Origin of the sequence: Allobosea sp. Root670 (assembly GCF_001429415.1) — a bacterium.
GTDB classification, from domain to species: Bacteria; Pseudomonadota; Alphaproteobacteria; order Rhizobiales; family Beijerinckiaceae; genus Allobosea; species Allobosea robiniae.
In genome coordinates this window covers 79,952-103,013 of the sequence record NZ_LMJU01000005.1, presented here as the reverse complement: position 1 = coordinate 103,013, position 23,062 = coordinate 79,952, and the positions used below count along the sequence as shown (strand labels likewise).

The window sequence follows — 23,062 nt, the reverse complement described above, 5'->3', positions numbered from 1 at the left end:
ATAATCTGCTCTTCCGTGAATCGTGAGCGCCGCATCGTCCGTCTCCGTGAGTGACGGACTCTACTCAAATCTGGAGGAAGATCAGGGGCTCAGGTCACAGCCGCCTCACGAACCCGAACGTTCATCCATTACCCTCCACGGCCGCGACGCTCGCGGCAACTAGGGGCATTATGCTGATCTCGGGCCTCCGAATTTACCTTAGTAATTCGGCATTAATCCGGGTGACGCGCTTTTCGATAGAAGGCGACTGCTGTTTCGACGTGTTCGGGAGATTGTCCGATCTTCTCCGCTGTCGCCAAAATCGCCGCCTCGTACTTCATCCCGCCGGCGGTTAAGCTCTCAAAAGTCTCGCCCGCCGCCAAGTATTTCATCGGCTTGTGCGAGGGGCGTCCGCGGGAGCGCTTCTTTCCGCGCAATAGGTAGGCCGCTATTCCCTGCACATCGGCATCTGCGCAGCCGGCCTCGAGATCTGCAATTGCCATCTGCCGCGCTTCATTCTCGCGCCCATCTTCGACACGTTCCCAAATCTCGAGTGGCGCGGCGCACCGGGTCAGCATCCAAATGCGCATACCGTTGGGTCGTGGCGGGATCCGCGTGCCCGAGGAGCTTCCCGATGATCGGCAGTCCCATGCCACCCCCCGCCCCGACAGAAGCGAAGCTGTGCCGCAAATCATGGCGCCGCACATTGGCTAGTTCGGCGCGTCGGCAGACCAACGTCCAAGGACGTTTCAGATCGGAGCGCGGCTTTTCGTTTTCCTGGCCTGCGGTTTCGCCGGCGATCACGTAAGTTCCAACGCGCGGAAGGCCGGCAATTATCGAAGCCGCTGCCGTTGAGAGAACTATGGTCTTTCGGCCAGTTTTTGAGTCAGGGAGGAACAGCAAGCCCCTCTCTAAATCCACATCCTTCCAGCGCAACTTCAGTATCTCGGAAACCCGACAGCCAGTGAATATAAGCAACCGCAAGGCGGCAGCGGCATAAGCGTCAATCTTGGAACGTGAGTTTTTTGGGGCGGTTCTCTTGTCCGATGATCGGTACGGGATTCCGATGGTCTCGGCCTCTAGAATTGCGTTTCCAAGACGAGAGAGTTCGTCTGAACTCAGATAGCGCTCATTCTCGTTGTCAGGAAATTTGGCCACCCCTGCAACCGGATTGGTGTCGCGCAGTCCTTGCGATACGGCCCATGTGAAAATGCCGCCCAGCAAACGCACAGTGCGGGTTGCAGCACCTTTCCCACCCGTAACTATTGAGCGGCCTTGCTTGCCGGTCTTCACATCGCGCGCTGTCTTCCCCGACGCGACATCACGTAAGAATTTATCGACATCAACGCTTTGAACATCGCGCACTCGCCGGTGGCCGAGCAGCGGCTTAACATGCCTCTCGATACGGCTCTTGTCAGTTTTGACCGTGCTCTCCTTCTTCATGGCGCACCCCTCGGCAAGGTAACGGTCACAAAGGGCCGTGACCGTGATATCGGCGCGCTCGGTCGCGCGGTTGACTGCAGGATCAGCGCCGAGCTTTGCCTGCGCCAATGTAGTAGCGGCCATCTCCCTCGCTTGTTCGGGAGATAGTACTGAAGCTGGCCCGAGTACGAGCCGCTTCTTTGAAACTCCGCGCCCGCCCGCGCCTGGTCGATACTCCACGATCCAGCTACGCGCGCCGGTGGGTGTGATCTTCAGACCGAAACCCGGCAAAGTCTCATCGTAGTAGATGAGCTGCCTCTCTGGAGAGGGCAGTGCGGCGATGGAGCGGCGGGTGATCTTGATCGTTGGCATGTCGTCTCCTAGCACACGAGTCGCCACCGAGTCGCCACCGCTCAGCGCATTTTACAGAAATGAGAGGCAACAGAACGCTGAACCTCACCGTGGATTGCGGCATAAGACGAGCATTTTCATTAACTTATGGAACCCCGCGGAAACGCCTTGAAAAATGCAGCCATGCCCTCCGAAGGCAAAGGTCACACGTTCGAATCGTGTCGGGCGCGCCACTTAACTTCCTGCAAATCCAGCAGGTTGAGATAGCTAACGTCCCTTGGAAAGCCGCGTCGGAACGGCCGGTCACAAACCGGTCACACCGAACGAAGGGCCGAGACATGGCTTCTCTCGGCAAACGCAAGGGCAAGTGGCAGGCGCAGGTCCGCCGGACGGGGCATCCCCCGCGAGCGCGATCATTTATCTATCGCTCTGATGCGATTCTCGGGATCAGACAGACAGAAGGCGAACTGGATCGAGTGAATTCACTGTGATCCTGGCCATCTGGATCGGATCACGACAGCGGGCATTATCGAGCGCTATAAGCGCGATGTCACACCCTCGAAGCGTGTGTCCTCTCGGAGAACAGGAGGCTAGAGGTCTTCCTCCAGCAGCGATGGATCAAGCCCCCGTGGTCCAAGCTTTCTCCTGTCACTTTCAAAGAGTATCGAAAACGACGGCTGAAGGATGTCGCTGGCGCTGCTGTCTGACGCGAGCTTGGACTCCTTGCGGTCGAAACAGAGAGCGCTTCGGGTCTCGTCATCCCTGCTTCACCGTGCTTTTGACGCTTGAGCCAGTCTCTGCCGGCGGTGTGATCAAGGCGCCGCCGGTTAGCCGCCAAGCCCGCTCACCTATTGCTCTCTGATGGTAGAGTGTGAAGGGCACAGAGAAGAAGCGCCCGCCCGTCGACCTGCTCCAGCAGTGTTATGCGAATCTTAGCCTGGAGGGGACGTTGCCCTGTGGTTAGCACCCCCGGTATGGACAAGACCTTCTGCTCGTTCTCCCTGAAAACAGCCAAAATGCGTCCAACTTCAGCGGAAAGCTCAAGGCGGATTTGAGAATGTGCCCCTGAATCGACGACGAGCGCACGCATTGCGCCGTTGAAGAGCAAGATTCGCTTGCTCTGATCAATGATGAAGGCTGGCTCGCTCATCAAATCGATGACGCGTTGCCACAGTCCCTTCTGCTTCTGCACCCGGCTCGCTTGAGATTGTTGAGCATACCACTCGACAGCGGCAACGCGCAGTCGCGCGGTCGCGTTGCCTGCCCCGTCGCCAACGAGTTGAGCGACCAATGTCGGAAGCCGCTCCTCTCGCTGGCGCGCCATTTGCTCGAGCGCCCGCCAGAATGCAGGTTCTAGCTTGAAGGCACGGCGACGGCCGGCGATTGTCAGCAGGCGAAAACGTTGTTCGAGAACACTGTTCGGACCCGTCTTCTCCTCGGCATTATCCATCAGCGTTCGGTCAATGCCTCATGCCTGGCCCGATTGATAGGCTTGAGCAAGTAGGTGAGGACAGTCTTTTCGCCTGTGATGATATCGACATCCGCAGTCATGCCTGGGATGACAGAATGATTAGACCGTCCAAATTTTAATTTAGTCTCGTCACTGCGAATAAGAACGACGTAGAATGTTTCCTTTGAGTTCGCATCATAAATGCTGTCGGCAGAGACCTGCTCAACGATGCCGTTCAAGCCACCATATTGGTAGAAATCGTAGGCCGATATTTTGATCAAAGCCTTTTGTCCGGCTACAATGAAGGCGATATCGGACGGTTTGACCCGTGCCTCGATCAGCAGCTTCCCATCGGATGGCACGATGTCGAGCAATCGCTCGCCTGGATTGACATAGGCACCCACGGTATTCACTGCCAGAGAGTTCACGACGCCATCGACGGATGAGCGGATATCCGTACGGCGGACGCGCTCTTCCGCACCCCGAAGGGTTTCCTGCACCACGGACCATTCCGCTTTACGAGCCGTCAACTCAGCCAGGGCTTCACGCTGGAATTGCGAGGTTTGCTCGGCGACCTGCAAGCCGGCCTCTCGTAACGCCGCCTCCAGCTTTGCCGATGTTTCCTTGGCTCCGCTCAACTGCCCCTTCAGCTCAACCACCTGCCGCTGCGTGCGGATGAGCTCGAGTTGGGAGACCATGTTCCTGCTCGCCATTGGCGCGATGATGGCGAGTTCCTTTTCGGCAAGCACGAGCGATTCTGTGAAACGCTGAATCTGCGCCGTGACTTCTCCCACTTCTCGCTTGCGTTGCTCCAGTCGTTCCTTGAAGCTCTCAATACGTGCGCGGGTATTCTCCTGCCGAGCGGTTAGCAGCTTACGCTCGTTCTGACAGATGGCAGGCACTGCCTCTTCGATATCCTTCGGGCATTCAAATGGCGATTCCGGACCAGCAGTCTCTGTCTCAAGACGCGCAATCTGTGCCCGCAGCGCTCGTCCTTGCGCCTCCGCCTCACCTGCCTTCGCCGCATTTGGCGTATCATCGAGCCGGATCAGGAGCTCGCCTTGGGCAACCCGTTGCCCCTGACGCACGAAGATATCGCGAACCACTCCTGCCTCTGAACTTTGAATGACCTGCGTGCGTGCCGACGGAATGACCTTTCCGGACCCGCGGGTGATTTCTTCGACATGGGAGAAATTCGCCCACACGAGCCCCGCCACGAGGAACGCGCCGATCAGCCGGATCGCCTGTGAGGCCAGCCGCGGCGGCCGATCGCGCATACGAAAACTCCGCTTCTCCTTTCCGATGCGAAACCAGGGAACGGAGCGCAGCCTTTCGCGGCCAAGGATCGACGTCACGTGGATAGCGCTCCCGCGCATGATGACAGGCCCAGCTACGCCGGCCCCAATTCAGGTACCACAAAGGCGGCAACAAGACGAGAAAACTCACTGCGGACATCAAGATTTAACGTAAACGACTTCTCGTTACTGAAATTTACCGAAATTTGCAGGACATTAGCTACGGATCTTGTGGCCTATAGACGTTACGAGAACCACCCAAGAGCGACCTATGACATCCTCCCCTTCCGAGCACGCTGCACGCGACGAACACAACGGAATGCCCGGCCTCAAGATCTGGGGTGGCATCCTGGCGACCAGCATCGCGGCTAGCGTCGTCGCATCCGGTTCGGCTCTGGCTCTTGGAACACCCCTGCCGCCATGGCTGCCCCTCGGCCTCGGATCGGCCTCCGCGATCGCGCTGGCCGGAACCATGCGCTCCCTGGCCCGGCTGCTTCGGCAGATGAAGGCTGCGAGCCGGGTCCTTGCAGGCGACGGCTCCGCCGCGACCAGTCGTGCAGGCATCGCCGATGATCTGGTAGCGGAAGCGCAGAAGGCAAATGACGAAATCGGCAAATATCGCCTGGAGGTCGAGCGCCTGCAGGATATCGATCCCGTCACCGGACTTGGCAACCGGAGATGGCTGCAGATCCGGGCCATGCAGGAATTCAGCCGCGCCCAGCGCGAGGACAATGCACTTTCCCTTATCCTGTTGAAGATCGACGGCTACGACATGCTCAAAGCGCAAGGGGTCGGAAGCGCCGTTGAAACTATCGAGCTCCATGTCGCCGACACCCTGAAGAGCTTCGTTCGGCCCTATGATATCGTAGCGCGGGTTTCGGCCTCGGAGTTCTGCGTTCTGCTGCTCGGTGCCACCACGCCCACCGCGATCAGCATCGCACATCGGCTGAAGAATGCCGTTGCCGCTCAGCCGCCGTTGCTGCTTGGCCAGGCCATGCCCGAAATTGCGGTCGCCGCCGTCGAACGATTGCCCAGTGAAACAAATTTCGACGAATTGCTGGATCGGGCCCGCGCCTTTGAGTCCCCGGTTCGCCAGAAGAGTTAAACTCGACACGCCGTTCCGCCCGGCCCCAAGATGCGCCGCTATATTTTGCCGGCCAGTCAACGAGCTCGAAAACCAGCGGATGCGCATACGGAAATCGGTGCTCCACCGTGGGCTACGGACGCGAACGCGTTTCTCGAAAGGGATATGTTCAACGAGCAGATCCAACGCTCGAGCTGTCGCCATACATGATCCTGGTTGAGGCCATCACAGGTTCAGGCGGTGCAGCTATCCGGGTCGGCTTAGTTCTTTGCTCGGTCCTGCCGCCGGCTAAAGCTTGAAGGCAGGAAGCCTGGCGTATTTGCCCTGCCATCCAGTTTTGCGGATCTGCCGCTTTCCACTTCATGCACGGCCTTGAACGCAGCCCCGCGCCGCCAAGATTCCAAACGGCCACCGAAGGAATGAGGAATCGATGGCGCCAAAAGCCTGGACAGCAATCGGGAAACTGCATCGCGGGCTGAAGAAATTACCGACCCCTTTTGAGTAGCTCCATTTATGATGAATTTTTGATATAAAAGCCTCTGCAAATTGCACTTCATTTCTTGCCATTGAATTTATAGAATAGAATACGAGTATAAATTCCGGCGCCTGCATAAATTTTTATCTGATTATTTCAGCTGATTCAGCTGAATAGCCCGCATCATCCCTCCCTGTTCGGGAGTTGCGATGATGGCCTGGGTAGAACGGCACCTGAAAAACTTGATCAAGGGCGGCTTCGCGGCTCTGTCGATCGCCGCGATCATGGCCTCGAACGCGGCCTTGGCCAGCACCGCCGCCGAGCAGCGTGTCGACCTGACATCGCCAAAGCTCTCGCTGCCATTTTTCGCTGCGGCGTTCCCTGTCGATGGCATGCCGCCCGGGTTGCCTGTGCCACCGTCGGGGGATGCAGGCGCGGCCGGTCTGAGCGCTGGATTTGGCGTTTCCAGTCTTCTGTCCGTCTCCCTTCCTCTCGCCGAGACCGCAGCCGAGGCATCGTCCTCGGCCGCAACTTATTGGAAGCGCCTCGGTACAACCTCGTTCCCTTCGGGCAAACGCGATCGCAGTAAGCTCGCGGTACCCCGCGACGTTTTGGGATCGGTCACGCTTCTGATCGCCAACGCGCCATTGACGCAGCGTTGGCGCGCGGTCCTGCAGGAACGGGCGGATTCCTATTTTGAAGGCGAGTGCCAAGCCGAATGGGCCACTTGCGGATCCAGGCTGCGGCAGCAGTTGATCGAGACCGTCGCCGTGGCCCGGCAACAAGACGATCAGGCCGCGATCCGATCGATCAACGCAGCCGTCAACGCTCGACTGAAATACCGCAGTGACTTGGACAACTATGGCGTACCAGACTATTGGGCCACGGCTGGGGAACTGCTTCAGCGCGGTGCGGGCGACTGCAAAGGATACGCCATCCTCAAGATGTGGATGCTGCGCGCCGCCGGTTTCGACCGTTCACAGCTTCGGCTGCAGCTCGTCAAAATCCCGGCGACAGGCCAGGATCATGCCATCTTGGTGGTAAACACCGCAGCAGGGCAGATCGTGCTCGACAACATCGCTCCGGGAGCGCGGACCGACACCGACGTGAAAGAGTACAAGCCGCTACTCTCTTTCATCGAGGGGGAGACTTACATTCACGGCATGAGCCGAAAAGCGTCCTCCTCCTCCTGATCTATCGATCGTATCATCGCTGACCTGGCGAGAATCCGATCTGCCTTCTTTGCGTCGATTTCGCAGCTCCATCTGTCCGCCCGGCATACGGCTGCGGCGAGCTGGCGTTTCCGCAGCGCGCTCGACGGCCGACGCAAAGCCATAACATCGGCCGATGCTTTTAGAAGCCATGCTCACCCAAGGGTGCCTGCCTTAGTTGTTAAGCATCCGTAAATTTTCCGCCCCACTGTTATATCATATTATACGGAAACTATTGCCTCGCGATAGAAAACCGGCAAAGCCTATGACCAAGCGTAAGGGCGAGTGGGTGGCATCATGACCGAAGGTCTTGGCGATAGCGGCTTTGAAGGGCTTGTCGAGGCTGCGCAGGGGGCAGCCGTTGGCGTTTCCGATCTTGGTGGCCGCGTCCAGCTGGCACAGGCTACGACGCAAGCGGAGCCAAGGCCGGCTGACCAGCCGGTATCGCCTCCCACTCAGGTCTCCCCGCCCCCCGTCGCACCGCCTCCCGCGGTGCATTTCGATGCTGCAACTTCAAAGGTCGTCCGCCTTCCCCAGGGAACATCGCTGGAGAACATCGAGATCGCCGGCAAGGACATCGTCCTGAAGCAGGCGGATGGTCGTTCGATTGTGATCGACAATGGCGTTTCGAACGTCCCGACCTTGATGGTAGGCGATGTTGAAGTGCCCGTTGAGACGCTGGCAGCTGTTTTCAGCAGTCAAGGGATCGTCGCCGCCGCAGGCCCCTCGGGCGCACAGGCCTCCAATGTTGGCAGCTCCGGCGGCAACTTTTCCGTCCCAAATGGCAATGTTGGTAGCTTCTTCGGTCTTACGGACCTGCTCCCCCCGACGGACCTGCAGTTTCCCACCCTTGAGCAACGCGAAATCGGCAGCGTGCGCAGGCTTAGTGTTGGTCCGAGCGCACTATCGTCGACCGCTAGCGTAACGCTTTCGGAAGCGGCGCTCTCAAGTGGATCCGACAGCGCCCGTCCGGACGAAATCGGGCGTGCCGCTCTCTCCTTCAACACCGGCTCGCTACCGGTATCCGGTATCCATTTTGCTCCCGATCTTGGTTCGTTGCAGACGGAGATAAACGGCCTTCCGGGCGCGGATATCGTTTGGGTTCGACTGTCGGATACCGCCATCGTCGGTCGGGTCGGAGGCGTCGATACCGTCCTGCTCCAGATCGAGCCTGTTTCCGGGCAGGCAACTGGAACGGCGGAGATTGTTATTACAGCCACTTTGCTGGGACCGCTGCCGCATGCACCGGGCGGTGGGCTTCAGACGGTTGATCTTGGCTCGATTGACGTCGTCGTCCAGACGGGGGCTGGGACTGCTCAGGGCAGCGTGCAGATCGCTGTGACGGACGACGGCCCGACGACGGCCCGTCGATCGCGGCGGTGGCCGGCAACGCGCCGGCGCTGACGGTCGACGAGACCACGCTGGGGAGCGATGCGACGGCGAGCTTCGCCGGCGCCTTCACGCCAAGCTTCGGCGCCGACGGCCAGGGCACGGTGACCTATGCGCTGGGCGTCAATGCCGGCGCGAGCGGCCTCGTCGACACCGCGACCGGCCAGGCCGTGGTGCTGGTGATGAACGGCACGACGGTCGAGGGCCGCGCCGGGGCCGGCGGTCCGGTGGTGTTCACCGTGACGGTCGCCGCCAATGGCGACGTGACGCTCGACCAGCAGCGCGCCGTGGTCCAYCCGACCGCGAACCCGAACGAGCCGGCGACCCTGTCGGCCGCCAGCCTGGTGACGCTGACGTGACGCTGACCGCGACCATCACCGACAAGGACGGCGACAGCAACGCCGCCACGCTCGATATCGGCGGCAATCTCAGCTTCCTCGACGACGGCCCGTCTGCGCCGACGCCTACGTATGCGCTCCTACAAAATGGTATCAATCATTCGGGCACATTCGACCTCGACCAGGATCACACCTTGGCCAACAATTACGGCGCCGATGGCGGCACAGTGACATTTGCCGTGGCAGAAGGCGCCGACAGCGGGCTGAAATCAAGTGGAGCAGCGATCTACTACCATCTGTCGAATGGTGGCCATACGCTGATCGGTTACACGAACAGTGACGGGACGCTCTCCTACTCCGCAGGCGATACAGCCGTCTTCACCATTACGCTTGATCCAGCAACGGCGCACTATTCAGTGGCCATGAACGGAACGGTCGACAGTCTCACTTCGGTCAATTTCAGCGGTAATGGCTACGCATTCGTCGGCGGCAATAAGGCTTGGACGGGCTTCGTCCCGACGGGAGACTCGGTCTCCGGTCCCAAAGACAACAACAGCTCCGATCTTCTGCTGACGGGAATAGGCGGCACCGTCAACACCAGCGCAAATAGCGGCGGCATTGGCGATGGAGCTTCCGTTGGATCAGGAGAAACCTTCCGCGTTGATTTCGTTCAAGATTTGCGCAACGGAGTGGGCGGAGGGTACCTCTTCGATCAGCACTATACGACGAATAACACGACGGCGACGTTTACCGCGACAAATGGATCAAAGATTCTGATCTCCGCATATGATGATCACGACACAAACACTAACCTTGTTGGCGAAACAAACCCCGCCGACAGATCGATAGATACAATTTCGCAGGTCATCGTCGCATATGGCAACGATTCTTGGATTTTCACATCAAGCGGAAGTCATGTTATTGGAGGGCATTCTTACACCGTTACATTTAACGCGGATGGAAACGGAAGCGTTTCAGTCGACGGCATTTACGGCACGAGCGGCAACCAAGCCGTAGGAACAAATGTCGCCATCTCAACTGCGAGTGGGTTCAACAGTGTTGAGTACCAATATCTGAGCGGAGGCACATTTAAGATTGGCGAGTTCGGGTCCGCCGTTCCGTCATCGGCCCCAGTCAGCTTCAACGTCCCCATCCAAGTCGTTGACGGAGACGGTGACGCCGCCAGCGCCGCCCTTGGAATAACCCTGACCTCTAGTGGAATACAGGACCATTCTCTAGACGGTTCTGGCGCTTCTCACATTTATACAGCTAGCGCCGCGCTGGGCGAGAGTATCGTCGGCTCCGATTACAACGACACCCTGAACGGCGACGCAGCAGCAAACGTCCTCTTCGGCGGACTCGGCAACGACACGCTGATCGGCAATGACGGTAACGACGTGTTGATTGGCGGGGTCGGCACCAATACGCTGACTGGCGGAGCTGGCGCAGACACTTTCGTGATTGACCCATCTCACCTGATGGTTGCAGCCTCAGACTTGATTACCGACTATAGCGGAAAGGGCGGCCAAAGCGACGTGATCGATTTAAGCACATTGCTGGCGTCGCTGGGCGCCAATGCCCCCGCAACTGCAGCGCAAGTCGATGCGGTGGTCAATGTCGTCGCAGTCGCGGGCGGCGGCGCCTCTCTTCAGGTTAATGATCACGGAACTTCCGCAGGCGGAACCTTCGTCGAGGTTGCTCACTTCTCGACAGCACCCGCTTCTGGTTCCGTTCAAATTCTCTATGATGACTCAAACACTCATGCCAAGCTGACAACAACCGTCGTCTAATCTTATCGACGAACTCGAGCCGCATGGCACGCGGCTCGAATTTACTCTCAAATTCTTGTCGACGCAGAGGCGACAGCAGAGTCGCCTCTGCCGGAACTCCTCTTTTGTCATCGGTTGCCATTTTACAACACCTACCCTTAAGCTGCAGCTACCCCGCAAAACGTTACGGCAACGTCTTCTCATCCTCCGTCGGTCGATGTTATTTAGAACGGAACAAAACAATGAGCGCGCGGAGTATGCCAATGCGCCTTCCCTTTTTAGTCTGCGCGCTGCCCATGCTACTCCTTCCGCCCCTTGGGGCCCACGCAGCTGACCTGATCAAAGCTCCTCCAACCCGAGGCTTGCCAGCCATCTGCCAGGCCCAAGGCCATTCTGCATTGGCGCGAGAGCAGGACTTCTCTGTGATTCAGAGAGAGATTGACGCACGCTATGCTGAAGCGCGAGCGGTTTCCGTAGCGATATCGACCGAGGCCAGCCGTTCAGAACGGATCACCTGGGCTTACGCCTCCCGCACGGCCTGCGGCATTGCATCAGGGATGCTGTCGTATCGCGAGCTAGATCCCGATCGGCTTTGGAATTGTGAATGTTACCATGCGCGGATGCGCGCAACCATGAGTCGGTAGCGCAAAGTCAGCATCCATTCAGGATAACGTGCTAAATATCCGTTTCACGTATGATGTTAGACATTGCATGAACGATTCTCGTATTCTCTCTCACCCATAGTCAAGGGCCGTGGGTTATAGATCTCGAATAGATCACCGGGGGGCGTTGAAGTGAGTTTGAACAGGCGAGGCCCTGCATCGCGAGCGATGCTGCTGAGCGTAGTTATCGGCGCGTTTCCGATTTCAGCTGCGACGCGTGCTTCTGCGCTCACATTGCGCGAAGCCATCGCAACCACGATTGATTCAAATCCGCAGATCGGGGCCGCGATCGAGAATCGCGAGGCAATCGAGTTCGAGCTGCGTCAGGCTCGCGGGCTTTATATGCCGCGCGTCGATGCCGAAACCTCGATCGGAGCCCGCGATCTCGATCGCCGAGGCAGCGCCATCGATAACCTGACGGGCGCGCGCGCCAAGACGGGCTATTCTCCGGTCGAGATCGGCATCGTTGGAACGTGGCGACTTTTTGACGGCTTCACCACCGATGCTGAGGTCGAACGGCAGGCGTCGCGCGTAGATGGTGCCTCGCATCGGGTACTGGAACGTTCAGAGTTTTTGGCGCTTGAGGTTGCGCGCGAGTATTTCGATATCCTGCTACAAGAGCGTCTCGTCGGACTTGCTTCACAGAACGTGGGCTACCTGCAGGATACGGCACAACGTATCCGCGGCAATGTCAGCAACGGCTCTCTCACCGATGCGGATTTGAGACAAGGCGAAGAGCGAGTGATCGCAGCTCGCGCGCGGGTAATCGAAGCCAAACAAGCTCTTAACGAAGCCAAGGTGCGCCTACAACGGCTTGTGGGCAAGCCGTTTGTCAGGGGTGCGCTACCGCCTTCGATGGCCGCCAGACTGCCCAAATCGGTCGAAAGCGGGCTTGTTCTCGCAGTGCGGAACAACCCTCGCATTCACATCGCTACCGCCGATATCGATGCGGCCCACGCTCTTGTGAAGAAGGCACGCGGCAAGATGCTGCCGGAGATCTTCCTCGAGGGCAGAGCGCGCGCCGGTCGGGATATCGACGGCGTACAAGGGCGCACGAACGACCTGCAGGCACGCGCCGTCATGCGCATGAATCTCTACAATGGCGGCATTGACCAAGCCGCAATCCAGGAGCAGACGCGGCGTGTTGCGGAAGCTCAGCACAATCGGGACCAGATTCTGCGCGAAGTGCGCGAAGCCGTGAAACTCTCGTTTGAACGGCGACAGCGGCAGAGTGAGCTGTCAGGCGTCCTCGGTCAGCAGGCCGGCGTTGGCGATCGGCTTGTGACAGCCTATTCTGAACAGTTCCAGGTCGGGCGCCGTTCGCTTCTCGATCTGCTGGACGCACAGAACACGCGCTACAATGCAAAAGTCCTGCACGAGACCGCCCAGATGGCTGCGCGTTTCTCCGAGTATCGTATCCTGGCTTCGACTGGCCAGTTAGTATCGGCTTTCGGGTTACGCGCACCGAAACAGGCTGAGACCTATGCTCGCACCGAGGCTGGTGTCCCGCCGACCGCCGATGCAGAGACATTGCCACGCTATTCGCCGAACAAGGGACGGCTGACCGTTCCTCCTCCGGCGCTTTAAGTCTTGGCCGAGAGGCAGATTGCCATGCACGGCACATCAGTGCCACTTGAGGGAGGTGCGCAAGCGCCTCCCTTGTCGATTTCAGATCTCAGTGAAAATAGCGACCCTCTGCTGCTCTGCCTTGTGCAGTTGGCGACGCTTTTCGAGCGCCCAACTGCAGTCTCGATTTTGACCGCTGGGCTGCCCGTCAGCGAGGATGGGCTTTCTCTAGAGCATTTTATCCGTGCAGCCGAGAGAGTTGGGCTACGCGCTGACTGGGTGCGGTTTGACGCTGGCGCACCGGTGGAAACCGATTTTCCGGCTGTGGCCTGGGTGCAGGAAGGAGCACCAGTTCTCCTGCGCTCTTTGACCCCGGATCGTAGGCATGCCGAGATCTACGCGCCGAGACAGCACATCACCTCAAAGGTCCCCGTCGAGGCGCTGAAAGGTATCGATGGAGGCGACATTCTACGATTTTCGCCGAACCTGACGGCGACCGACCCCGCCGGTGAAGAAACTCTCGATGTCGACAAGAATTGGCTTTGGGCCGCCATCCGCCCCCATTGGCGCAGCTATTTCGAGGCTTTCTTCGCATCTGCTTTCGTGAATTTGCTGGCTCTCGTCGGCCCGCTCTTCACCATGAACGTTTATGATCGCGTCTTGCCCAACAAGGCGATCTCGACCTTGTGGGTTCTGGCCATTGGAGCAGCGACGGCACTGATCTTCGACGTGCTCCTGCGCTCTGCGCGAGCGTTCCTCGTCGATCACATGGCACGGCAGCTCGACATCCGCATTTCGAGCCTGCTGATCGAGAGGATCATGAACACGACCCTCCAGGCCAACACGCCGACCACCGGCATCACGGTCCAACGAATCTCGGAATATGAATTCCTGCGCGAGTTCATTGGGTCCAATACCGTCATCTATTTCGTCGATTTCGTTTTTGCCTTTATTTTTTTAGGCGTCATCTTAGCAATCAGCCCATATCTGGCGCTGTTTCCCGTCTTCGCGATCGCCTCTCTCGTCCTGCTCGGCTTCGTGGTGCAGCGCCTGATCGCGGCGGAAATCGGCAAGGCTGATCAATCAAGCTCGCATCGGCAATCTTTAATGGTCGAAATCGTCGCCGGCTTGGAGACTATCAAGGCTGTTCGGGCAGAAGGCATTTTCCTGCGGCGCTGGCGCGATATCACCACCGTTGCAACGAACACGACGCACCGGATCAAGAACTATGCGGCATTCGCCGCGAACCTGTCCTACCTTCTTCAGAACATCGTGACGGTCGTCACCATCGTGGTGGGCGCCTACCTTTTTGATCTTGGGATGATTACGACTGGCGGCATCATCGCCTCTGCCATGCTTGGCAGCCGCGCTATTGCGCCCCTCGCTCAGATCGCGCTGATGCTGTCACGCGTGCGCCAGGCAGTCAGTGCCTATCACAGCCTCGATGCCATTATGAAGCTGCCTGATGAACGTAGCGACAAACGTATGCTGGTGTCGCGCGTCATCGAGCGTGGTGATATCGAATTTCGAGCTGCCAATTTTACGTATGCCGGGCAAGTTCGTCCGGTTTTGAACGGAATCAATATTAAGATTCACCCTGGCGAACGGGTCGCCATTCTTGGGCGCATTGGCGCGGGTAAGACTACAGTAGGCCGGCTCCTAGGACGTCTCTACGAAGTCGATTCTGGAGAGCTGCTGATCGATGGTGTCGACATTCGTCAGTACCACCCGCAGGAAATTCGATCTGCGATCAGCGTCGTGACGCACGATACGCACGTTTTCAACGGCAGCGTCCGGCAGAATTTACGCCTGTCCAATCCTAATGCCTCCGACGCGGAGCTTTTGGAGGTCGCGAGACTGTCTGGCCTGGCGGATTTCGTTCAAGCGCATCCAGCAGGTTTCGAACGGCAAGTCGGCGAGCGCGGACAGCAACTCTCCAGCGGGCAAAGGCAAATCCTCGGACTGGCTCGGGCGCTGCTCTCGCCGGGTCGGATCATCTTTCTCGATGATCCGACAAGCTCCATGGATACCGCTACAGAGCGACAGTTCGTGACGCGTTTCAAAGAAGGATTGCGTCCCGATCAAACACTGATCGTGACGACGCATCGCAACGCGGTTCTCGCCTTGGTCTCACGCGTGATTGTCGTTGACGGTGGACGCGTGGTTGCGGATGGTCCTGTGGAGAAGATTTTGCGATTACTCAACGAGAAGGCTGGTGGAGTCTGATCGCTCACCTGAAACTGTGCCATGCAGCGGATTGCGTGCCGCTAGAGGCAGGGATGTGGGCGGTGATGTGATGTCACGACTCGCCAAGGCCAAACCTGGGTCAGCTTGGTCCGGCCGCTGGCGGCGTGCTGCGTTATTCGCGGTACTGTGGATAGCATTTGGTCAGGCAGGGTCAGCCTTCGCCCAAGGTCGAGCTGACGTAGGTAAAAGCACGACGGTCTCTCCTCCCCCCTGTCACGTTCTTAATATGATAGAATGGGACCTCTCGGAGGCCTTGAAGAAATGTGGCGATGCCGCGAGTTTATTCAGATCAGAATTGTTTCATTCCCGGCAAATGGGCAATCTCTTCACGGCTGGCACACGGTCCGATGGACTTTTAACTCTCTTCGGACAAGGGCGCTTTGGGACTAAATTTTCACTGAACGTAGACGAACCTTATCTCACGCAGGACAAGAATGTAGATCGCGCCTTTGCAAGGACCAAGCAACCCGTTCTAGGCGGAACCGTTCGCGGCGGGTTGATTGAAGACAACACCGACGACCTCGGTCAGCCCACCGTCAAGGGCGGCAAGGTGGCCTGGTCGGCCACTCCCTCCACATCTGGCATTGACGACCGGGCTTCTGGCGTGATCGGGATACTTACAATCAATGAGAGCGAGGTCTCTCTGAGCCTTTCCCTAGCGTCCACGGAGGCCGGTAAGGGCTTGGCGATCACAGTCAAACTTGCCGGCGAAAGCGGGGCTGACTTCGGAATTCCACGCACGCGCCGGACCGGTGAACGCTCGGGAGAGCCGCTTGACATGGTCGGTCGCAACCCAACCGACGGCGAGTTCCTGTTTGTTCCTTCCGCGGATACGCAGGCTGTGAAGAATATTGTATCCGCTCTGCTCCGGAGCCAATGGATTGATGTGCCCGTGAGGCCTCAGGGGGGAACTTCATATACCTTAACGATGGAGTTGGCGCGCCCCGGACATGAGTTGATCTCGCGCGCATTTGAAAACTGGAACTTACTGAAGGAAACGCGTTAGACAGCGAGGCTTGCCTTTCTGCCGATTACAAAGCGGTTTTATCCTGAATGGCGCGCCATTAGGCTGGAGGTCCACCCCTTCCGGCCCGTCATCGCCGACCCCGCGCCGGCGGATTCAGCTGCACGCTGAACGTCGATGACGGCCGCCCTGTTCTCGCCGCACGGCGCGGCCCAGATTTCCGTACCGTTCCTGGTGAAAGTCGGCGGGACCTGCGGACCAGGCCCCCCGTGACCATTCACACCTATGGTGCAAGGGCTGCAGCGAAGACCGACGCGATCGCCTCGAGCCTGCGTGCATAGTCCTCGGCGCCCGGTGCGGTGCCGAGCTTCGCTCCTGCAGCGGCAAAGAGCAGGCTGGCAACCCAATCCTCGGCGCTGGCCGAGAGACGCGACAAGGCAATCTCTCCGCGTTGTTCGGCCTGCAAGAGCAGGTCGCGGGCGAATGTCGTGAAGATCCGTTCGAAAGCCTGCAATTGGCGCGTCGCGATGGTGTTCATCACCGCCTTCAGCTCGACGAGATGCTCGCCGGTGCCGAAACTGGCATAGGCCTGCCCGTGATGGGCCTGGAGCAGTGCAGCAAGCCGCTCCGGAAACGGCCCCTGCGCTGCGACCACCTCACGGCAACGTGCTTCGACGCGGCGACCGAGCAGGTCCAGCATGGCCCGGAAGACGTCGTCCTTGCCCTTGAAATGCAGGTAGAGCGTCGCCTTGGCGAGCCCGGCCTCCTTGGCGATATCGTCCATCGAGCTGCGCTTGTAGCCATAGCGGGCAAACAGCCGCAGCGCCGCATCGGCGATCTGGTCGACGCGGGCATGGGCATCGTCGACGGGGAGCGGGCTGGAACTTTCGCTTTTGTTCGGCATTGCGGCGTCAGTAGTCTTGACAAAATCCAAACTGCGCGCAACCATCCTCATTAGACTCAAATCGTCTAAATAGTCCAGTCGCGCGACCCAGGGCTACGGATCCATCGCCCGCCATCTGGTATGTCAGATCGGGCCATCGAGGGCGAGCCCTCGATCCGCACCATGGTGCCGCGCTGCGTCTTGCCAGCATCGGAGGCAACCATGGTCTCTCTCAAGGTCAACGGGACGGCGCATACCGTCGATGTCGACGACGACACGCCCCTGCTCTGGGTCATCCGCGACAATCTCGGCCTGACCGGCACCAAGTTCGGCTGCGGCGTCGCCCAATGCGGCGCCTGCACCGTCTTCGTCGACGGCCAGCCCCTGCGCTCCTGCGTGACGCCGGCCTCTGCTGTCGGCACCAGCGAGATCACCACGATCGAGGGCCTCGCCGGCAAGGAGGCGGATGCCGTCCAGGCCGCCTGGACCGCGCGCGACGTGCCGCAATGCGGCTATTGCCAGTCCGGCCAGGTGATGAGCGCCATCGCCCTGCTCAAGGAAAACAGGAAGCCGACGGATCGCGATATCGACCTCGCGATGAACGGCAATATCTGCCGCTGCGCCACTTATGTCCGCATCCGCGCCGCGATCCATGACGCGGCCCGTGCGCTGGAGATCTGAGCCATGACCGCGCATGATCCCAAGCTTTCCCGCCGCTCGCTGCTGGCCGGCGCCGGTGCCCTCGTCATCGGTTTCCATCTGCCGCGCGGCGCCAAGGCCCAGTCCGGCGCCGGCGCGGCCTATCGACCGGGCGGCAACGCCACCTTCGCGCCGAACGCCTTCATCCGCGTCGCGCCCGATTCCACCGTGACCGTGCTGATCAAGCATATCGAAATGGGGCAAGGCCCGTTCACCGGGCTCGCCACGCTCGCGGCCGAGGAGATGGACGCGGCCTGGAGCCAGATGCGCGCCGAGCATGCGCCTGCCGACGTCAAGCTCTATGCCAATCTCGCCTTCGGCGTGCAGGGCACCGGCGGCTCGACCGCCATCGCCAATAGCTGGGAGCAGATGCGCAAGGCGGGCGCCGCGGCGCGCATGATGCTGGTGCAGGCCGCGGCCGATAGCTGGAAGGTCCCGGCCGGCGAGATCAAGGTCGAGGAGGGCGTGATCAGCCACGCCTCCGGCCGCAAGGGATCGTTCGGCGAGTTCGCTGAAGCCGCCGCCAAGCTGTCGGTCCCCGAGAACCCGCCCCTGAAGCCGGCCTCGGCCTATAAGTTCATCGGCAAGGAAGGCGCGGTGAAGCGCCTCGACAGCGCCGACAAGTCGCGCGGCAAGGCGCAGTTCACCATCGACATCCACGCGCCCGGCATGCTGACGGTCGTCGTCGCCCGCTCGCCGCGCTTCGGCGGCAAGGTCGCGAGCTTCGATGCGGCGGAAGCGCTGAAGGTCAAGGGCGTCGTCGATGTGAAGTCGATCGGCTACGGCGTCGCGGTCTATGCCAACGGCATGTGGCCGGCGCTGAAGGGGCGCGAGGCGCTGAAGGTGACCTGGGACGACAGCCAGGCGGAAAAGCGCGGCAGCTCCGAGCTCATCGCCGAATATCGCAGGCTCACCCGCCAGCCTGGCACCGTCGCCGGCAGCCATGGCGATGCCGAGGCGGCACTCGCCAAAGCCGAGCGCGTCATCGAGGCGGAGTTCGTCTTCCCCTATCTGGCGCATGCGCCGATGGAGCCGCTCGACGGCTATCTGGAATGGGACGGCGAGAGGGCTCACGCCCGCTTCGGCAGCCAGTTCCAGACCACCGAACACCAGACCATCGCCGGCGTCCTCGGCCTGCCGCCCGAGAAGGTGACGCTCGAGACCATGCTCGCCGGCGGCAGCTTCGGCCGGCGCGCGCAGGTCAGCCAGCATCTGGCGGCCGAGCTCGCCACGGTCGCCAAGACGATCGGCCCGAACCGCCCGGTCAAGGTGGTCTGGACCCGCGAGGATGATCTCACCGGCGGCTATTACCGCCCGCTCTTCGTCCATCGCTTCCGGGGCGCGGTGAAGGACGGCAAGATCGCGGCATGGTCGAGCACGCTCGTCGGCCAATCCTTCTTCCTCGGCACGCCGATGGAGCCGATGGTCGTGAAGAACGGCATCGATGCGACCTCGGTCGAGGGCGCCAACGAGATCTTCTACGAAGTCCCGGATTTCCGCTGCGACGTGCACAACCCCAAGGTTGGCGTGCCGACCCTGTGGTGGCGTTCGGTCGGCCACACCCATACCGGCTATGCCGTCGAGTGCTTCGTCGACGAATTGCTCCAGGCGGCCGGGCAGGATGCGGTCCAGGGCCGGCTTGCCTTGATGGGCGACAGGCATCCACGCGCAGCCAGCGTGCTCAAGGCCGTCGCCGAACTCGCGGGCTGGAAGGGGCCGGGGCCGGTCGACGGCCGCGCCCGCGGTGTCGCCGTGGTCGAAAGCTTCGGTTCCTTCGTCGCCCAGATCGCGGAAGTCTCGATGGGGCCGGAGGGCGAGCCGAAGGTACACAAGGTCTGGTGCGCGGTCGATTGCGGCGTCGCCGTCAATCCCGACATCATCCGGGCGCAGGTCGAGGGCGGCATCGGCTTTGGCCTCGGCCACGCCCTCTACGGCCAGATCACGCTCGACGGCGGCCGGCCGGTCCAGACCAATTTCCACGAATACCGCTCGTTGCGCATCCACGAGATGCCGGAGGTCGAGGTGGCGATCATCGCCTCGACCGAAAAGCCGAGCGGCATCGGCGAACCCGGCGTGCCGCCGATCGGCCCCGCCGTCGCCAATGCGCTCGCCGCGCTCGGCCATGGCCGGCCGCGACAGCTGCCGATGCAGGGAGGCTCGGTCTGATGAGCCGCAACCTGATTCTCGCCGCAGGCGCGGCGCTCGCGGTCTGCCTCGGTGGCAGCGCCCTGACCCTGGCGCAGAATGCCGGGCAGGCCCAATCCGGCGGCGCGGCCTTGCGCCCGGCGTCGAGCTTCGCCTCGATCGCCAATCAGCACGACCGCTCGGTCGCACTGTTCAACGAGATGGGCAAGGTGCTCACCCATCCGCGCTGCATGAACTGCCACCCCGCGACGGAGCGGCCGCGCCAGGGCGATCTGCGCAAGCTGCACGAGCCCGTCGTCGTGCGTGGCAAGGACGGCCACGGCGCGGCCGGCCTGCCTTGTGCAACCTGTCACGGCAAACAGAACTTCGACCCGGCAGGCGTTCCGGGCGATGGGCACTGGGCGCTCGCACCGGCCTCGATGGCCTGGGAGGGCAAGACGATCGGCCAGATCTGCGAGCAGTTGAAGGACCAGAACCGCAACGGCAGCCGCGACGCCGCGGCGCTGATCAAGCACGTCACCACCGACACCCTCGTGCTCTGGGGCTGGAAACCCGGCAAGGGTCGCACGCCCGCTCCCGGCACGGCGGCCGAATTCGGCGCGTTGATGCAGGCCTGGGCCGATAGCGGCGCAGCCTGTCCGGCACCGTAGCGGACACAACGCAGCCCGCCCCCTGCAGACGCAACCTGGCCGGCGTCGCCCGGCCAGGGGGCGCGTTCGACCCTTCAACGCGACCGTCCACGCGACGGCCGTTTCGTCATGCGGACAGGCAAACTGGGATGGCACGATTCCTGATTGAGTGATCCCTGATCATTCAACCGGGAACATCGGCAAGGCATGGTGCCCAATCTGCGTATCCTTATCGTCGGCGCGAGCCAGGTCAGGGCTGCGATCATGACGGAAGGCCTGCGTGGAGCTGGCTACCAGCAACTTGTCCACCTCACCGCAACCACGGGGCTCGTTGCTGCCATCGAGGCCCACGATCCCGACGTCGTGGTGGTCGACCTCGAGAACCCCGGCCGCGACGCCTTGGCCGACATGCTCCTGGTCAGCCGCCATGTCCGCCGCCCGATCACCCTGTTCGTGGACCAATCCGACGCGGCCTCGATCGAAGCGGCGGTCGAGGCCGGTATTTCCGCCTATATCGTCGACGGGCTGAAGAAGGAGCGGATGCAGCCGATCCTGCAGATCTGCATCAGCCGCTTCAATGCTGTCCGAAAGCTGCGCGAGGAGCTCGACGAAGCCCGCTCGCAGCTCGAGGATCGCAAGACGGTCGACCGGGCCAAGAGCATCGTCATGCGGCTGAAGAGCCTCTCCGAGGACGACGCCTATGCCTTGATGCGCCGCACTGCGATGAACGAGAAGCGCAAGCTCGTCGACATCGCCCGCTCCCTGATCACCGCCGCGGAGATGTTGAAATGACGGTGCTGCACCTGCGGGTCGGCTCCACGCCGCCGATCGACGCCGCGAAGCTCCCTCCTCCCGCTCAATTTGAAGGCATTTTCGTCTCTGGCGAATTGTTGCCCATGAATTAGGCAACCGCGTCGGAATTGTGCACCGCAACAATGCGCGCCCGCCCCGGCGCGTGGGCGTCCCGAACGCGCAATCTCCCGCAACTCAAGCCCGGCTCCGCCGGCGAAGCGGTTGGCACGATCCTTGTAGAATATGTTGCGACGCGGCCAAAGCTGCCCGCGCCATCCCGATCCGGAAGACACAGCAACGTCGCTGTCGAATGCGCCTGCCAGGCGTTTTCGCGTTCGGGGTGGCTTCAGGCGGGCAGCCATTCAGCAATCGGGAGGCGATCCATGACGCACAGCTACACGACCGACATCCGGACGGTCGCTGCCCGGCAGACGAGCGCAAGCCGCCGCGACTTCCTGCACCTGTCCGGCACGGCCGCGCTGCTTGCCGCGGCGAAAGCGGCCCTGCCCTCCGGCGCCTTCGCGCAGGCGACAGGCCCCGAGGTCAAGGGCACGCGGCTCGGCTACATCGCCCTGACCGACGCCGCGCCGCTGATCATCGCGAAGGAGAAAGGCTTCTTTGCCAAGCACGGCCTGCCCGACATGGAGATCGCCAAGCAGGCCTCCTGGGGCGCGACGCGCGACAACATGGCGCTCGGCTTCAAGGCGAACGGCATCGATGGCGGCCACATCCTGCGCCCGAAGACGCATCTCTATGCGACCGGCAAGGTCATGCAGAACGGCCAACCTCTGCCGATGTACACGCTGCTCAACCTCAACGAGGACGGGCAGGCGATCTCGGTCTCCAACGAATACAAGGACCTGAACGTCCAGAAGGACGCCTCGCCGCTGAAGCAGGCCTTCGAACGCAAGAAGGCGGCCGGCAAGGAACTAACCGCCGCGATGACCTTCCCGGGCGGCACCCACGATCTCTGGATCCGTTACTGGCTCGCTGCCGGGGGCATCGACCCCGATACCGAGATCAAGGTCATCGTCGTGCCGCCGCCGCAGATGGTGGCGAACATGAAGGTCGGCACCATGGACTGCTTCTGCGTCGGCGAGCCGTGGAACGAACAGCTCGTCAACCAGAACATCGGCTACACCGCGCTGACCACCGGCGAGCTCTGGTTCAAACATCCCGAGAAGATTCTCGGCATGCGCGCCGATTTCGTCGACGCCAACCCAAAGGCGACGCAGGCCATCCTGATGGCAGTGATGGAAGCCCAGCAATGGGCCGACAAGATGGAGAACCGCCAGGAACTCGCCGAGATCGTCGGCAAGCGGCAATGGTTCAACGTCCCCACCGGCGACATCAACAAGCGCCTGCTCGGCGATATCAACTACGGCAATGGCCGCGAGGCGAAGGGCACCAATCTCTACATGAAGTTCTGGGGCGAAGGCGGCGCGACCTCCTATCCCTGGAAGAGCCTCGACACCTGGTTCGTCACCGAGAACATCCGCTGGGGCAAGTTCGACCCGACGATCGACATCAAGGCGCTGGTCGACAAGACCAATCGCGCCGATCTCTGGCGCGAGGCCGCGAAGACGCTCGGCGTCACCGATGCCCCGACCGCCGATTCCCGCGGCGTCGAGACCTTCTTCGACGGCATGAAGTTCGATCCCGCGGCGCCGCTGGACTATCTCAAGGCACTGAAGATCAAGCGGGTGGCCTGA

At 60.8% G+C, this 23,062-nt stretch carries 18 protein-coding genes; 13 read left to right on the top strand and 5 right to left on the bottom strand.

The window, feature by feature from the left end; all coding sequences use genetic code 11:
• Nucleotides 1–212 precede the first annotated feature (212 nt).
• From ASE61_RS08575 to ASE61_RS08565, 4 genes are all read right to left on the bottom strand, one after another.
• The gene (locus tag ASE61_RS08575; protein WP_082617312.1) at nucleotides 213–482 is read right to left on the bottom strand and encodes a hypothetical protein; all 270 of its coding nucleotides are present in this window, start codon (nucleotides 480–482) and stop codon (nucleotides 213–215) included.
• 10 nt (nucleotides 483–492) lie between these two features.
• On the bottom strand, nucleotides 493–1,773 hold the full coding sequence (locus ASE61_RS25890; protein ID WP_082617311.1) for a tyrosine-type recombinase/integrase: 1,281 nt from the start codon (nucleotides 1,771–1,773) through the stop codon (nucleotides 493–495).
• A gap of 823 nt (nucleotides 1,774–2,596) precedes the next feature.
• Nucleotides 2,597–3,202, bottom strand: coding sequence for a ribbon-helix-helix domain-containing protein (locus tag ASE61_RS08570; protein ID WP_061966473.1), 606 nt, complete (start codon nucleotides 3,200–3,202; stop codon nucleotides 2,597–2,599).
• Nucleotides 3,202–4,557 (bottom strand): HlyD family type I secretion periplasmic adaptor subunit, encoded by a 1,356-nt coding sequence (locus ASE61_RS08565; RefSeq protein WP_244492764.1) that lies wholly within the window; start codon nucleotides 4,555–4,557, stop codon nucleotides 3,202–3,204. Before ASE61_RS08565 ends, ASE61_RS08570 begins: the two co-directional genes overlap by 1 nt.
• Nucleotides 4,558–4,768: 211 nt before the next feature.
• Between ASE61_RS08565 and ASE61_RS08560 the strand changes: the two genes are divergently transcribed.
• From ASE61_RS08560 to ASE61_RS08525, 8 genes are all read left to right on the top strand, one after another.
• Nucleotides 4,769–5,602, top strand: a complete 834-nt coding sequence (locus ASE61_RS08560; RefSeq protein ID WP_082617310.1) for a GGDEF domain-containing protein — start codon at nucleotides 4,769–4,771, stop codon at nucleotides 5,600–5,602.
• A gap of 666 nt (nucleotides 5,603–6,268) precedes the next feature.
• Nucleotides 6,269–7,249, top strand: a complete 981-nt coding sequence (locus ASE61_RS08555) for a transglutaminase-like cysteine peptidase (protein ID WP_162260084.1) — start codon at nucleotides 6,269–6,271, stop codon at nucleotides 7,247–7,249.
• 315 nt (nucleotides 7,250–7,564) lie between these two features.
• Nucleotides 7,565–8,671, top strand: a complete 1,107-nt coding sequence (locus ASE61_RS08550; protein ID WP_061966469.1) for a hypothetical protein — start codon at nucleotides 7,565–7,567, stop codon at nucleotides 8,669–8,671.
• Nucleotides 8,647–9,015: a DUF5801 repeats-in-toxin domain-containing protein gene (locus ASE61_RS08545; protein WP_061966468.1), complete on the top strand. Its 369-nt coding sequence runs from the start codon at nucleotides 8,647–8,649 to the stop codon at nucleotides 9,013–9,015. The genes ASE61_RS08550 and ASE61_RS08545 overlap by 25 nt, the downstream gene beginning before the upstream one ends.
• On the top strand, nucleotides 9,012–10,784 hold the full coding sequence (locus tag ASE61_RS27385) for a DUF5801 repeats-in-toxin domain-containing protein (protein WP_061966467.1): 1,773 nt from the start codon (nucleotides 9,012–9,014) through the stop codon (nucleotides 10,782–10,784). Before ASE61_RS08545 ends, ASE61_RS27385 begins: the two co-directional genes overlap by 4 nt.
• Nucleotides 10,785–11,593: 809 nt before the next feature.
• A complete protein-coding gene (locus tag ASE61_RS08535; RefSeq protein ID WP_061966466.1) occupies nucleotides 11,594–13,012 on the top strand; it encodes a TolC family protein in 1,419 nt (472 codons plus the stop codon).
• A 72-nt stretch (nucleotides 13,013–13,084) separates the two neighbouring features.
• Nucleotides 13,085–15,217 carry a type I secretion system permease/ATPase gene (locus ASE61_RS08530; protein WP_162260083.1) on the top strand — a complete coding sequence of 711 codons (2,133 nt, stop codon included), beginning with the start codon at nucleotides 13,085–13,087 and terminating at the stop codon, nucleotides 15,215–15,217.
• A gap of 274 nt (nucleotides 15,218–15,491) precedes the next feature.
• Nucleotides 15,492–16,244 (top strand): hypothetical protein, encoded by a 753-nt coding sequence (locus ASE61_RS08525; RefSeq protein WP_210171883.1) that lies wholly within the window; start codon nucleotides 15,492–15,494, stop codon nucleotides 16,242–16,244.
• 241 nt (nucleotides 16,245–16,485) lie between these two features.
• On the opposite strand, the gene ASE61_RS08520 is transcribed toward ASE61_RS08525, so the two are convergent.
• On the bottom strand, nucleotides 16,486–17,106 hold the full coding sequence (locus ASE61_RS08520; RefSeq protein ID WP_061966463.1) for a TetR/AcrR family transcriptional regulator: 621 nt from the start codon (nucleotides 17,104–17,106) through the stop codon (nucleotides 16,486–16,488).
• A 201-nt stretch (nucleotides 17,107–17,307) separates the two neighbouring features.
• On the opposite strand from ASE61_RS08520, the gene ASE61_RS08515 reads away from it, so the two are divergent.
• The 5 genes from ASE61_RS08515 to ASE61_RS08495 all read left to right on the top strand — a co-directional run bounded on the left by ASE61_RS08515 (nucleotide 17,308) and on the right by ASE61_RS08495 (nucleotide 23,062).
• Entirely contained in the window at nucleotides 17,308–17,766 is a 459-nt protein-coding gene (locus tag ASE61_RS08515) for a (2Fe-2S)-binding protein (RefSeq protein ID WP_061966485.1), read from the top strand.
• Between the two features lie 3 nt (nucleotides 17,767–17,769).
• On the top strand, nucleotides 17,770–19,950 hold the full coding sequence (locus ASE61_RS08510; protein ID WP_061966462.1) for a xanthine dehydrogenase family protein molybdopterin-binding subunit: 2,181 nt from the start codon (nucleotides 17,770–17,772) through the stop codon (nucleotides 19,948–19,950).
• Nucleotides 19,950–20,579: an Isoquinoline 1-oxidoreductase subunit gene (locus ASE61_RS08505; RefSeq protein WP_320409861.1), complete on the top strand. Its 630-nt coding sequence runs from the start codon at nucleotides 19,950–19,952 to the stop codon at nucleotides 20,577–20,579. The genes ASE61_RS08510 and ASE61_RS08505 overlap by 1 nt, the downstream gene beginning before the upstream one ends.
• A 186-nt stretch (nucleotides 20,580–20,765) precedes the next feature.
• Entirely contained in the window at nucleotides 20,766–21,350 is a 585-nt protein-coding gene (locus ASE61_RS08500) for an ANTAR domain-containing response regulator (RefSeq protein ID WP_061966461.1), read from the top strand.
• Between the two features lie 383 nt (nucleotides 21,351–21,733).
• Nucleotides 21,734–23,062, top strand: a complete 1,329-nt coding sequence (locus tag ASE61_RS08495) for a CmpA/NrtA family ABC transporter substrate-binding protein (protein ID WP_061966460.1) — start codon at nucleotides 21,734–21,736, stop codon at nucleotides 23,060–23,062.